The sequence below is a fragment of the Ferruginibacter sp. HRS2-29 genome (assembly GCF_024343615.1).
Taxonomy (GTDB): domain Bacteria; phylum Bacteroidota; class Bacteroidia; order Chitinophagales; family Chitinophagaceae; genus Ferruginibacter.
This window is the reverse complement of record NZ_RJUB01000005.1, coordinates 90,808-104,893: the sequence shown is the minus strand read 5'-3', so window position 1 is coordinate 104,893 and position 14,086 is coordinate 90,808. Positions and strand designations below refer to the sequence as shown.

Genomic DNA, 14,086 nt, shown 5'->3' with positions numbered 1-14,086 from the left:
GCTATTTGATTCCCATTACAGAAAATGCCTTGGTACCATAATTGGTGGCCAGTGTCGCCATTAGTGTCGACTGGGAAGCGCCCACCGTTGGATTGGCAAACAGATCGATACCATCCACTACTTTCGCTATATCCACTTTCACATTAACGCCTGTGGCTTTTGCAGAACTGATATGTATGGCCGAAGGAAGCTCAAGTGTAACTGTTTTATAATTAGTATTTAAACCTGTTTCGGCCTTGACATTTTTAGTAACTCCGCCATTGATTACTGTGCCTTGTATGCTGGTAAAAATGTAACTGGTGAGCCACATCCACGAAGAGTTGGTCATTCCGCTTAACTGAGAGAGTTCACCAGCCTGAAGGCTAAGGTTGTTATTGTGTGTTTCATCCACACCTACAGAAAACCGGATGCTCTTATAATCCCCTACGGGTATCCCTTTTATTACCACATCTTCTCTTTTTTTGGCAGGATAGGTAAAAGTTCCTTCCTGCACGTCTACCGCTTTGGTTTCTTCCACTAAATAATAAGAATTAGCAACCTTATATTCTGTGCCTTTGCTATCAATCAATGATACCCCGCTTATCCAGTAACGGAAATTAGAAAACTTAAACGTGTTTGCACCAATGGTAAAATTCTGGTCCAGGGCAAAATCATTTTCCCCGACTTTAGCATCAAAAGTAATGGTTGTCTGCCCTTCCGTTTCAGGAGTGACAATTACCTCATCTTTTTTACAGGAAGTGAAAAGTAGTGCGGCCGATATCGTTAAGAAAAATATATGTTTCATGATTGTTTTAGTTTTAGTAATGTTCAATTGTTTATTATATAGTTAAATCCTTTGATAAGCCATGCATGGTTCATGTACAGCAATAGGATCAGTATACCCCATAGAGCTACTGTGACACCTGTGCGCACACTGTTAAGCATGGATGGCTCGTCCATTTTTTTTTGGCGTACCATACATACCGTTTTTAATCGCTAATAAATAGTTGTAACGGGCACACCCTCTGCAAGGATGTGAAACTGTAGTTTAAATAGAAAACTCAGAAGGAGGGCGGGTGGAAAACCGAACGGGGCATTTGTATTTCATCCTTCCCGCTGAGAGAAGAGTATTGTTTGGCTATAGGCTCAAAAAAATCCACGATAATACCGGTAGCATAAAAAGACCTGGAAGAGAGCACCTCAACTTTACTTCCCATTTTACGCTCCTGTTCTTCCTGCTCTTTCTTTTCTTCGGCCTGGATCTTTTTCATCACCTGGCACTTACCATTACAATGCAGCATCGGGCGGGCTTTGTTCACGCAATTCCTTGCATAATCTGCCTGGTTGAAAAAGTAGTCCAGGCGTATGAACGGTGCACTGAACGTTTGGGCTACAAACGCCATCAATAGTACCGTTGCTGTTAATTTCCTGAACATCGCGGCAAAGATAATGGATAATGGATAATTAAATAATGGATAATAGTAGAAATCTACAGCGCCCGATATACTCATTATTTAATTATCCATTATAAATTGCTTCGTATCTTTTCATTATGCAAACAAAAAACCGGCTCAACCTTTTTTCTTTCACTATGATCGTGATCGGACTGGTAATTGGCATGGGCATTTTTCGCACGGCGGCTACCAGCGCAAAAGACGCGATAGACCCTTCCGTTTATTTCAATGCATGGATCATCGGCGGGTTAGTAGCATTGTGTGGCGCACTCACCTATGCGGAGATCGGCAGCCGCTATCCCGTTACGGGCGGCTATTACAAAGTGTTTGCAAAAGCTTATCATCCCAGCATCGCGTTTGCCATCAACTGCATCATCCTGGTGAGTAATGCCGCAAGCCTGAGCGGCGTAGCGCTGATCGGCAGCGGTTATCTCCTGAAATTATTTCCGGGAAATTTCAGCGACATCCACAAAGCATTGGTCAGCTGCGGCGCTATCGTGCTGTTTTATATCATCAACCTGATGGGGTTGAAAATGAGCTCGAAAACACAAAATGTGCTTATGCTGATCAAGATCGGCATGTTGCTTTTATTGATTGTGGCTTTATTCTTTCCGGAGAAATATGCGGTGCAAACGGATGTAGCGCCGGTTGATTCCGCTTTTACCTGGAGCGATTGGGTGAAGAGCCTGGGTGTAAGCCTGATCGCTGTATCCTTTACCTATGGCGGTTACCAGCAGACCATCAACTTTGGCAACGAAGTAAAACAGCCTTCCAAAAATATCCCGCGGGGCATTTTCATCGGCATCATTATCATCATCGCGGTATATCTTTTGGTCAATCTCAGCTATTATAAACTAATAGGGTTTCAACAGATGAAGGGGGAACGTGAGATCGCCTATGTGGTCGTCGATAAGATCTTCGGAAAGACCGGCGCCACTATCTTTTCAGGCTTTTTATTTCTGGGCGTGCTGGCTTATGTAAATGGATTGTTGCTCAGCAATCCGAGAGTGATGTATGCCATGGGCGATGACGGTGGCTTACCGAAAGTTTTTGCGCAGCAAAACCCAAAGACCGATGTGCTCACATTTTCACTTACTACCTTCGCCATCATCTGCATCATCATCCTTTTCTTTTCGCAGCAATTTGAGCGCATACTCACGTTCAGCATCTTCCTCGATTGTTTCGGGATGGTGCTCAGCAGCGCCACAATATTCTGGTTCCGCAAAAAAACGAAAGCCCTGGACAACACCGGTATCTATAAGATGAAATTGTTTCCGTTGCTACCCATCATCTTCATGCTCGCATATATTTTTGTAGGCTACAGCATTGCGGTAGCAGACCCCACAGCAGCACTCACCGGGCTCATAGTGCTGATCGCATTCATACTGATCTATTTTTTATTTCACAGAAAAAAACAATTACAGAATGTTACAGAAACTGAGAACGGTAATTTATAAAGTCGCCGATCTGCAAAAAGCAAAAGAGTGGTATACGGCATTGGCAGGTGCTGAACCCTATTTTGATGAACCATTTTATGTCGGGTTCAATATCGGCGGCTCCGAACTCGGGCTCGACCCGGATATGGAAAACACCACACCCGGCAACCAGAGTACGGCTTACTGGGCGGTAGCGGATATACACCAGGCGGTAGAAAAATCCTTGGCGCTCGGTGGCCAACTGGCGTCGCCCATCACCAATGTCGGCGGACCTATAGAAGTGGCAATCATTGCCGACCCGTTTGGTAATTTCATTGGCCTCATTGCAGGCGCTTAATCTTTCATTTCATCATGGACATTTCATACATCATCAACGAACTGGCGGAGGACCGCGAAAATTACTTCAATGCCGTTGCACCGCCGATTATGCAGAGCAGCAATTTTGCTTTCAAAAAAGTGAACGACATGCGACAGGCTTTTGCCGATGAATATTCTGCTTTTTTGTACAGCCGCGGACTGAACCCTACGGTGGATATCCTGCGAAAAAAGCTGGCAGCATTGGATGCCGCCGAAGATTGCCTGGTGTTCAACAGTGGCGTTGCAGCCATTTTTGCGGCCGTGCTGGCCAATGTAAAAGCCGGCGATCATATTGTGAGTGTAGACAAACCTTATGCGTGGGCGCAAAAAATGTTCAACGTGATATTGCCCCGCTTTGGCGTAACAACTTCGTATATCGATGGCCGTGAGATCGAAAATTTTGAGCGGGCGATATTGCCAAATACCACCGTGATCTATCTCGAAAGCCCCAACAGCTGGGATTATGCGTTGCAGGATCTGAGCGCCGTGGCAGAACTGGCCAGATCAAAAAACATCATCACCATTTGCGACAATAGTTATTGTACACCCATTTATCAGCGCCCGGTTGAAATGGGAATAGACCTTGTGCTGCAATCCGCCACAAAGTATATCAGCGGTCACAGCGATGTGGTAGCGGGCGTGCTCAGTGGCAGGAAAGAAATGATTACCAAGATATTCAACAGCGAATACATGAACATCGGCAGCGGTATACAGCCTTTCAATGCATGGCTGCTCATCCGCGGGCTCCGCACATTGCCGGTGAGGCTGGAGCATATCACCAAAACTACCCATACCGTTCTTTCATTTTTAAAAAAGCATCCACAGGTAGAATCAGTGATCTTTCCTTTTGATGAAGATTTTCCGCAGCTGGAACTGGCGAAAAAACAAATGAACGGCGTATGTGGATTGCTCACTTTTGTGATCAAAGCCGATAACGTATTGCAGGTAGAAAGATTTTGCGAAAACCTGCGGCACATCTTAATGGCGGTGAGTTGGGGCGGGCACGAAAGCCTGATCATTCCAAAATGTTCGGGAATGCAACGCTCTTTTTTTAAAGCAGAAAACCCCGATCATAGGATGTTGCGCCTATACGTGGGGCTGGAAGATGCAGACTACCTGATAAAAGATCTTGAAAGAGGTTTTGACTCAATGAATAACAGTTGATGTTTTTATAAACCCCGGAGGTTTTAAAAACCTCCGGGGTTTGCTGTTTGAAAAACTCCGGGATTTTTATTGAGTTACAATGTGTGAAAGAAGGTTTCATTTACCGCAGAGTACGGGAGAAAACAGAGTCTCGCAGAGAATGCTTCGCTCCCATTAAATAAACCCACAACCCGTCACCCGCACCCCCTATCATCCTTCTTTTTTCACTACTATTTTCTGGCTGATATCGTCGTCCACTTCTTTTTTGAAATTCATCAACCGCTCGTAGTCTTTGGCTTCTACCAGGTGCTTGATGATCTCGATGCTGGCATACACCGTTACTTTTCCGGTAACTTTATCCCATTCGTACCGGGAATTATATTTCGCAAAACCGTTGCTGATAGACTTTCCTTTCGGCAATTCTTCAACAAGGTATCCTTTGGGTAATGCAAAACTTACCGTATCCGTTTTTGTATAAGGAAAAGAAAAGAAATAATCCTGTTTGCGTTTTGTATTATCATTGATGGTTTCATCAAAGAAATTATATACCCTCGTCGGCAAAAACATTTTACTTCCCGCCTTAAAAATATAGAACTGGTTGTACTGCATTTTAGCGGTAGTGATGTACGGGGTTTCTTCGCGGTTACCAGCGGTGATCTCCGAGCGATCGGGTGTTTTCCAATCCAGGTCTTTGATAAAATATTTGCGCATTTCATCCGCACTTTTCTGATGGAGGTAATGCAGTTGTTCCTGCTTGAATTCTCCCGAACCTTTCAATATGGTAGCGAGGCTACCCGATCCGTCTTCTGAAACTTCCACATCGGTATGGCTCGAAAATATATTGGCCGAAGGACGGCTGGCCGGTGTAGACACCAGCACACCACCGTTTTCCGTTACCAGCAAGGCTTTCCTGTTTTCGGTAAAATCTCCCAGCACGCCAAAATCAGCTGTGTTGCTGGTACATTCCAGCCAGATGGTGTCGTTCTTTTGCGGAACGCATAAAATAGCATGATTGAAAGGGCTCGAAGGAAAATCTTCCATGGCAGGTGTGGCATTCGCATCTGCGTTGATGATGGCATAATAACTTTTTATACCCACTGTTTGCAAAGCGGCCTGCATGTAATTACTCAATGCCTTGCAATCGCCGTATTTTTTTTCCTGAACAAAATCTGCACTGAAAGGTTTCCACCCACCGATGCCGAGCTGTATGCTTACGTAACGCATATTCCGCTGCATGTAACGGTAGAGTATGCGCATTTTTTCTTCATCGCTTGTGGCATTCTTTACCAGGTCGCGGATGATAGCGGCAGATTTTTCCGACAACTGGTTATCCTTACCGATCAGGTTGTAAGACCACTGGCCAAAATTTTTCCAGCTTGTCATATCGCCATCATAACCCGCCATGCTGAACTTGTTGGGCGCCACACGGATGATGGGATAATAACGGTCTGTTGGCCCGCTATTGGCTTCACGCTTGATAGCTTTCAGATTTTTGATATCCCATGTATAAAGCGAAATATCCTTTTGCACTTCTTTGACAGGAGCGGCTGTGTAGTTCAAAACTTTATAACGCAAGCCCAGTTCTGTAGGCACTTCCACGCTGTATAAAAAATGTTCGGTGGCTACCCCGGGGCTCAATATGGAATTGTCCGGGTAATCCAGCAGGCCTTTGAACTTGATGGTATAAGTCTGTTCGATTGTGATTGGATAAACCGGTGCAGTTACGGTAAAATATGTAAGCTTGCCATCTTCTACCAATCCATCGCCATAAGCCACCGTACGCATTTCTTTTTTGCTGTACTTATTGAGTTCTTTGCCCATGGCATTGTAGACTTTTACTTCAGCATCGTCGAGCACGTGAAATTTATCGGACCATTCATAAAATGTCTGGTGCTCGCTGGCATTCTCGTTGAAGATCGTCACAACGGTATGCACTTCCATGGACGCATTGTCAATGCTTTTCACTTTGAATTTTCTATAGTCTTCCCTGATCACCGCGTCTGCATCTTTGCGCAGCGAATCGGGAATCGTGAAAGCACTATAGGAACCAAACTGGGCATTGGCGGCTCCGGAGAGCAGCAGCAGGCCGCTTAAAAGGATATTCGATCTCATGCCAGGATTTTATCGGTTAAATTATTTTTTCTTCTTTTTGATCACCACATGTTCGTTGAGGAATGCGAAGATCCTTTTGTACACTTCCTTTACATCCGGGTATTCTTCCGCGGTATAAACAGAACGCTGAAAATCGATGGTCACTTTAAAGTTTAAAATGTTGTCATTTTTCTGGATCAGCCTCGTCATCATGATGCTGCTATCCGGCAATATCATACGGATATTCTTGGGTAATTCTTCATATTCAAAATCAACCGGGATGGTGTAATTACCGATGATCGTGAACGACTGGTTGAATCCGAAATCGATGTCGGAAGAACGCTCTTCCGCAACAAAAGGATTTTTTGCCAGCCCGGTGAAAAGATTGTACGGAATGAACCCGTATTCGCCGGACTGCTGTATGTTGCCCGAGAAATAAACTTTTTGCAGAAGTGGAAGGCTGTCTTTCTGCTGATTTTGCACTTCCATAGAATCCACCGTTATTTTGATGCCTTCGTTATCTGCAAAGAATTTCCCCAGGTTATTATCATCATAGGTTTTCCTGCGGATATTTTTACCATATTCAAAACTGTTTACTGTAGCATTCCCTTCGATCTTGCCAGCTTCGTCTATCTGCATAAAAAGATTCACCACGTGTTTCAGCTTCTTCGACGGATCTTCAATCGATACTATCTGGGTGATATCTTTTCCAACCACCAGGGCAGAGGTCAACTGCACATCGTAAGGGTACATATCCGACGGGTTGTATTTATCCGCGGCATTCATCACCATCGGCTGCATGCCATCTCCCGGCTCTGCATATACATACACGCCATTGAACTGATCGAGGAACGGCAGCAGAGGATTTATTCTTCCGTTGTCGCGGGTGCTGATCAGAATCGGGTAAGCCTTGATCTTATTATCCAGCAAAAGGTTCAGCAATATCAGGTTGATATCGCCAGTACTGCCGCTTTTTTTATCCCACGCATCCTTTACCCCATCGAGAGATCCGTATGAGTTGTGACCATTCCAGCTCATGTTTGTCTGAACGAATTTATAGACCGCATCTATCTTTTGTTTTTGTGTACGGGCATTGGCCAGCAACGCTTTCAAAGGTGCCCCGGTGCCGGAGATGTTCTTTTTGAACTGCAGCCCAAACCATTCTCTCTCGAGAAGGTCTTCACCGAGTTTTTTCCAGGTACTCCTGAAATCGATCGTCATACTGTTTGGCGGGGTGATGGTAGATAATTGAAAATCTACCCGTTGCAGGTAATCCCTGAAACCGCTCATATAGGGTTCTTCTTTCAGGTGAGGGATATTGTGCATGATGAACCACTGGCCATCTTCGGGGCGCCTGGATTTATGAATATCGATCTCCTGCCTGCGGGTAACCTGGTATTGAAAATCGAAATACTCTGGCACCCTCAGGTTGTAAGCGCTGTAACGTACAGGAATATCCGATTGGAAATACCAGTCTTCAATATCGCTGACGCCATTCTTTTTGGTAACCCTGTACTTATATTCTATCACGCTACCCACTTTTACTTCCGGTATCGCAAAAGATACTTCCGAAAAACGGCTGTCTACTTTTTTATCATAGATCAGGTTCTTCTCCAGCTTTGTGGTGAGGATATTTCCGGCATCATCGAGATTATAGACATAAGCCCCTATATTGGTCACTTCCTCATAATTTTCCTTGCTGTAATAACGGATCTTGATATCGGCTTTTTTGTTGCCATCTTCCTTCAATATCTTGATGCGCTTGCGGAAATTGGTCTCTACATTTACTCCGCCGGGAGTGAAGTTGTAAGACACTTCGCCAAGGTCTATCAGGCAATAGGCAGATGCATCGGGGTCAAAATCGCAGGTTTTTAGTTCGAGGTCGGCTTTAGTGATCTTACCAAAATTGTCCAGTTTGTCCTGCGCTTGCAGACATGGCATTGCCATCATACAGGCAATTCCCAAAAGAATTGTTCTCATGCGTTATACGGTAGTTAGTTTTGAAAAATAAAGATATAGGATTTCTGTTGATACTCCCTAATCCGTCGCCGAAAATCAAAGCTGCGGACAGATATGAGAAATTTTTTTTATTATATTTATTTGAAATATAATATCGCAGGATAATACTACCATTCATAACTTTGTGGCACAACTTACCAATACAAATAATACATTTGCTCATGCGTATTGTAATATTGATTATAGGATTAACTGCAGCCTGTACCTCTGCCAATGCCCAGCAAAAATGGAATTTGCGTACAATCGTGGATTATGCCATGGCAAATAATATTACCGTCAGGCTTACAGATGTACAGACCAGACAGGCCGAACTTACCTACAAACAAAGTAAGATGTCGCGCTGGCCTTCACTGATCTTCAGCACCAATGGAGCGCTGAACAATGGTAGTTATCAGTCCCCTACCGATTTCAGCCGCGTTACGCAAACGAGTTTTACTTCTTCCACACAGCTTCAGAGCAGCGCCGACATATTCAATTTTTACAGTAAACGCAACACCATTGCCGCTAATGAATGGGAAGTGGAAGCAGCTAAAGCCAATGTAGACAAGGTAAAGAACGACATAGCCCTCACTGCCGCCAATGCTTACCTGCAGATCTTATTATCGGTAGAGCAGCAAAAGATCACCGTGGTACAGATACAGCAGACGCAGGCTCAACTGACCAACACATTAAAACTGGTGAAAGCCGGCTCACTGCCTGAACTCAATGCCACGCAACTGGAAGCACAGCTGGCGCTCGACAGTGTAAACTACATCACAGCAAAAGGGGCGGTAACACAGAATATTCTTACGTTGAAGTCTTACATGAACATCGATGCGGCCGCCGACTTCCAGGTGGATACACCACCGGTGGAAAGCATCCCGCTAGAATCCCTTGCCGACCTTGTGCCCGAAATGGTGTATGCCATGGCACTTCAGAATATGCCTTTGCAGCGCTACAACGAACTGAAGCTGAAAGCAGCTGAAAAAAATATTGCAGCCAATAAAGGTGCTATGTATCCCACATTATCCGCGTTTGGAAACCTGGGTACCAACTACCTTGATTCCCGAACGCCAGGCGTGGTTATTTCCGGCTACCAGAACAGCGCTGCAGTGGTAAATGTAGGTGGTACAAACTATCCGGTACTTACTCCGGAATTTGTGAAAGGCGGACCGGATGTAAGATCCGCCGCATTTGGAACACAGCTGAATGACAACTTCCGCCAAACGATAGGATTGAACCTGAGTGTGCCTATTTTCAGCGGGGGAACCTTACGTGCCAATTACCAACGCAGCAAACTCAACAGGGAAAGCCTGCTGATACAGAAAGAACAAGACAATCAAAAACTGAAACAGGATATATTTTCGGCGTACAACTCTGTGCTGATCGCTTTGGAAAAATTCAACGCCAGCGCCAAGTCTGTAGCCATGAATGAAAAGACATTCGGTTACGCACAAAAAAGATTTGATGTAGGCATGCTCAATACTTATGACCTCATCACCACGCAAAACAACCTGCTGAGGGCAAAACTGGAATACACCCTCAACCAGTTTGATTACGTGTTTAAAATGAAAGTGCTGGAATTTTATAAAGGGCTGGGATTGAAATTGTAATGGGTGAAAAGTGAATAGTGAAGGGGTAAACCTTCGAAGTGCTCACTTAAACTAAACTCCTAAACCTTCTAAACCTCCTAAACTTTCTAAACCATCAAACTCTCTAAACTTATACCATGAAGAAATCAACAAAATGGATCCTTATCATTCTTGGGATACTTGTAGTGCTCCTGATCGCCTTGAGCAAGATGGGTGTTTTTGGCAAGAATGAAGGCATCAAGGTTACGGCTGAAAAAGCGGAGAACCGTACCATCATTGAAGTTGTAAACGCCAGCGGAAAGATATATCCCGAAATTGAAGTGAAAATCAGTCCCGATATATCCGGTGAGATCACCGAGCTGACCGTTGCCGAAGGCGACACTGTAAAAAAAGGCCAATTGCTGGCGCGTATCTACGCCGACGTATATAATATACAAAAGAACCAGGCTGCAAGTGGCGTTGTGCAAAGCCAGGCACAGTCTGCCAATTCGATTGCCGCATTGGGTGCACTGAAAGCACAGATGGAGCAGGCAAAACGTACCTACGATATGCAGAAAAGCCTGTACGACGATAAGGTGATAAGCCTGAATGAATTTAATGTGGCCGATGCGAATTACAAAAGCGCCCTGGCAAATTATAATGCTGCCAATGCCGGATTGAAAGGCAACCAGGCTTCCATACAAAGTGCGCAGGCCAATCTTGCCAAAGCGAATACCGATCTTGGACGTACCTCTATCGTTGCACCGATGGATGGTGTGGTAAGTTTGTTAAGCGTGAAAAAAGGTGAAAAAGTAGCGGGCAACAGTTTCAATGTGGGAACAGAAATGTTGCGTATTGCCGATATGGATAAGATTGAGATACGCGTGGATGTGGGCGAAAACGATATCCCCAAAGTGAAGCTGGGAGACAGTGCCATTGTAAACATTGATGCCTATAGCGATCGTAAGTTCAAAGGGATCGTAACACAGATCGCCAGCAGTAACAACGGGGCGTCCGCACAAAGTTCACTGACGGGAACGAGCACCGATGTTACACAATATAAAGTGTATGTACGTTTGCTGCCTGAAAGTTATACCGATCTGCTTGGAAAAGGAACCTTCCCTTTCCGCCCGGGAATGAGCGCCAATGCAGATATCCAGACACGCACACAGGTGAATGTGCTGAGCGTACCGATCAACGCGGTAACCACCCGTGAAAAGCCCGACAGCCTGAAGCCTAAGACAGGCAACGATGGCGGAGCTGCTACCATGGATGACCTCGATATCCTGGTATTTGTAAAAAATGCTGAAAACAAAGTGAAGAAAGTAAAAGTGAAGATAGGAATACAGGACACAAAATACATCGAGATCACAAGCGGCCTCAAACCAGGCGAAGAAGTAATCACCGGGCCATACGACATAGTGAGCAAGACATTGAAAGAAGATGACAAAGTGAAGGTGGTAGATAAAAAAGAGCTCTTTGAGAAAAAGAAGGATTAAACTTTTATAGGCGAATTAACATCTATTGAAGGCACAGGATTCTGTGCCTTTATAATTTTACACAAATAAATATTTTGAAAACAAGACTGGCTGCACTTTTCCTGCTATATTTTTTATGCAACACGGCCATTGGCCAGGCGCCTCTGCAGCCGAAGGCGGAAGTAAAAGTAACATTGATCATACTGAATGAAAGGCAGGAACCGGTAACGGATGCAACCGTCACTATCAGTTCTGAATGGAAAGACAGCCTGGTAAGAAAGAAAGCAGCCAGCCAGGAAATATATTTTTGGCTCCCGGAAAATACCACTTACCGGTTTGAGATCAGCGCTGTTACTATTGTACCTTTTAAGGCATCGGTCAATATTGGAAATAATGATACTACCCTTTCATTTACCGTACGCACTTCGTCAAAAGAACTTACCAATGTAGTGGTGGTTTCCCGCAAACCTTTGATAAAACAGGATGATGATAAAACCGTGGTAGATGCTGAACTGCTTGCCAACAGCAGCACCAATGCTTATGAAGTGCTGGAGAAAACCCCGGGTGCCGTGGTCGATCAGGACGGCAATGTATACCTCAACAGCGCTACGCCGGCCCAGATACAGATCAACGGAAAGGAAGTGAAACTGAGTACTGCCGATGTGGCCTCGCTGCTTAAGAGCCTGCCTGCCAACAGTGTGGTGAAGATTGAAGTACTGAGATCACCTTCGGCAAAATACGATGCATCGGGCAGTGGCGGCATCATCAACATCGTGTTGAAAAAAGGCGTGAAGATCGGCACCAATGGAAATGTAAATGCCAGTTTTTTCCAGGGAAGGTTCAACACCAAAAGCATCGGCTTCAATCTTAACAGCAATGCCGGCAAAACGAGTTCGTATATTTCCTATCAATTTACAGATCGCAATAATTACGAAGAACTCAACAGCAACAGGTTCTTCAAAGACACCCTGGTGGCTCAGAGAGCTTATACCCGCTACCCGTCGTCCAACCATTACGCCAGCGGCGGTATAGAATACGAGGCTTCAAAAAAATGGATGCTGGGCTTCGATACAAGGTTATCGCTCAACAATAACAACAGCTATGCCACCAATGATGCGGATATTATTACCGTGCCCACAAGCACCATCACCACACAAACAAATTCGTTGATCACCAACAATGGCAGCTCCACTTATTTTGGTAACAGCATCAATGCAAAATACAAGATAGATTCCGCGGGCAGTGTATGGACTGCTTCAATGGATTATGACCGCTTCTCTAATAAGAACACACAACTGTACAACAATGCTTTTGTATTGCCCAGCCTGCCAACGATCAGCGGCGATGGAAAACTGAATAATAAAAAGAACATATTTGTAGCACAAACGGATCTTTTATTAAAAACAAAAAGCGGTTACATAGTAGAGTCTGGCGCCAAGTTCATTTACAGTGCCAGTAAAAACAATGCACTGTATTTCGTCGACAGCAGCCGGGGCCGCCAACAGGATAACAGGCAGACCAATCGGTTTCAATACAAAGAACAGATCGCTTCGGCTTACCTGCAGGTATCAAAAACGTTTTTCGGGCTTACCGTCAAACCTGGTCTGCGTATAGAAAATACCGATATCAACGGACGACAATTGTTTCCGCAAGACACTACGTTGAGCATCCGGCGCACCAATCTCTTTCCTTATGTGTACCTGCGTCACGATATCGCGAGGATCTTTGGCTTCATGCTCACAGGTAATGCTATCTACCGGCGCAGCATTACGAGGCCTTATTACGAAGCGTTGAACCCGTATCCCAAATATGTTGATCAATTCCTGTATGATATAGGAAATCCGCAGCTTCAGCCGCAATTCACCACCAACTACGAGTTCAATATCATGGCCGATCAGTTCCCCATTTTTTCTATCGGCCTCAATGATATAAAAGATATTTTTACCAATGTGACTTACCAGGATAGCACTACCAAGATCGCGTTCCGTACCTACGACAATCTTGGTCGTAACAAAGAGATGTACATGCGTGTAATTGGCGGCATCCCTCCCGGGAAAAAATATTTTTTCTACGCAGGGGCACAATACAATCATGTGGATTATACCGGTTTTTATCAGAATGGCACGTTGAATTACAAACGCGGCACCTGGACTTTTTTCATGTACCACAATTACAAGCCCACACAAAGTTTCAACATTGGTATAAATGCGTTTATGCGTTTACGCGGGTTACAAAATTTTTACGAGTTAAAATCCTTCGGGCAGTTGAACATCACCGCCAATCAGGCCATCCTGAAAAAGAAAATGAATGTGATACTTTCTGTAAACGACCTGCTGCGCACCAACAAATATTCGTTCGCATTGCAACAGGCTGATATCCGTGCCAATGGTTCCAGGGTAAATGATACACGCCGCATAGGGCTTACGTTGCGCTATAATTTTGGAATAAAACCGAAGGAAGAGAAGGCGGCTTTTGAAGCACCAAAAGACATTAATTAATTACGAATGGGCAATTACGAATTACGAATGGGTTCATTCAATGCAAAAGTTCTTACCGTCGGAAAACCTTAACTTGCAAAT

At 44.6% G+C, this 14,086-nt stretch carries 11 protein-coding genes; 6 read left to right on the top strand and 5 right to left on the bottom strand.

Translation table 11 applies throughout. From position 1 onward, the window contains the following. Position 1 precedes the first annotated feature (1 nt). From EGI32_RS03175 to EGI32_RS03165, 3 genes are all read right to left on the bottom strand, one after another. A complete protein-coding gene (locus EGI32_RS03175; RefSeq protein WP_255153919.1) occupies positions 2 to 784 on the bottom strand; it encodes an MbnP family protein in 783 nt (260 codons plus the stop codon). Between the two features lie 23 nt (positions 785 to 807). Further along, complete coding sequence (locus EGI32_RS03170; protein ID WP_255153918.1) at positions 808 to 957, bottom strand: hypothetical protein; 150 nt, start codon at positions 955 to 957, stop codon at positions 808 to 810. 83 nt (positions 958 to 1,040) lie between these two features. Continuing rightward, the gene (locus EGI32_RS03165) at positions 1,041 to 1,490 is read right to left on the bottom strand and encodes a hypothetical protein (RefSeq protein ID WP_255153917.1); all 450 of its coding nucleotides are present in this window, start codon (positions 1,488 to 1,490) and stop codon (positions 1,041 to 1,043) included. A gap of 41 nt (positions 1,491 to 1,531) precedes the next feature. Between EGI32_RS03165 and EGI32_RS03160 the strand changes: the two genes are divergently transcribed. The 3 genes from EGI32_RS03160 to EGI32_RS03150 are packed head-to-tail and all read left to right on the top strand — an operon-like array spanning position 1,532 to position 4,390. Further along, positions 1,532 to 2,890, top strand: coding sequence for an APC family permease (locus EGI32_RS03160; protein WP_255153916.1), 1,359 nt, complete (start codon positions 1,532 to 1,534; stop codon positions 2,888 to 2,890). Then, on the top strand, positions 2,859 to 3,206 hold the full coding sequence (locus EGI32_RS03155) for a VOC family protein (RefSeq protein ID WP_255153915.1): 348 nt from the start codon (positions 2,859 to 2,861) through the stop codon (positions 3,204 to 3,206). The genes EGI32_RS03160 and EGI32_RS03155 overlap by 32 nt, the downstream gene beginning before the upstream one ends. A gap of 14 nt (positions 3,207 to 3,220) precedes the next feature. Then, positions 3,221 to 4,390 carry a PLP-dependent aspartate aminotransferase family protein gene (locus EGI32_RS03150; protein ID WP_255153914.1) on the top strand — a complete coding sequence of 390 codons (1,170 nt, stop codon included), beginning with the start codon at positions 3,221 to 3,223 and terminating at the stop codon, positions 4,388 to 4,390. 189 nt (positions 4,391 to 4,579) lie between these two features. Here the strand turns inward: EGI32_RS03150 and EGI32_RS03145 are convergent, their stop codons facing one another. Next, complete coding sequence (locus EGI32_RS03145; RefSeq protein ID WP_255153913.1) at positions 4,580 to 6,481, bottom strand: DUF3857 domain-containing protein; 1,902 nt, start codon at positions 6,479 to 6,481, stop codon at positions 4,580 to 4,582. Between the two features lie 21 nt (positions 6,482 to 6,502). Further along, the gene (locus tag EGI32_RS03140; RefSeq protein ID WP_255153912.1) at positions 6,503 to 8,440 is read right to left on the bottom strand and encodes a DUF3857 domain-containing protein; all 1,938 of its coding nucleotides are present in this window, start codon (positions 8,438 to 8,440) and stop codon (positions 6,503 to 6,505) included. 200 nt (positions 8,441 to 8,640) lie between these two features. Between EGI32_RS03140 and EGI32_RS03135 the strand changes: the two genes are divergently transcribed. The 3 genes from EGI32_RS03135 to EGI32_RS03125 all read left to right on the top strand — a co-directional run bounded on the left by EGI32_RS03135 (position 8,641) and on the right by EGI32_RS03125 (position 14,005). Next, entirely contained in the window at positions 8,641 to 10,071 is a 1,431-nt protein-coding gene (locus EGI32_RS03135; RefSeq protein WP_255153911.1) for a TolC family protein, read from the top strand. A gap of 116 nt (positions 10,072 to 10,187) precedes the next feature. Then, positions 10,188 to 11,528, top strand: coding sequence for an efflux RND transporter periplasmic adaptor subunit (locus EGI32_RS03130; protein ID WP_255153910.1), 1,341 nt, complete (start codon positions 10,188 to 10,190; stop codon positions 11,526 to 11,528). 74 nt (positions 11,529 to 11,602) lie between these two features. Continuing rightward, complete coding sequence (locus EGI32_RS03125; protein ID WP_255153909.1) at positions 11,603 to 14,005, top strand: outer membrane beta-barrel protein; 2,403 nt, start codon at positions 11,603 to 11,605, stop codon at positions 14,003 to 14,005. Positions 14,006 to 14,086 lie beyond the last annotated feature (81 nt).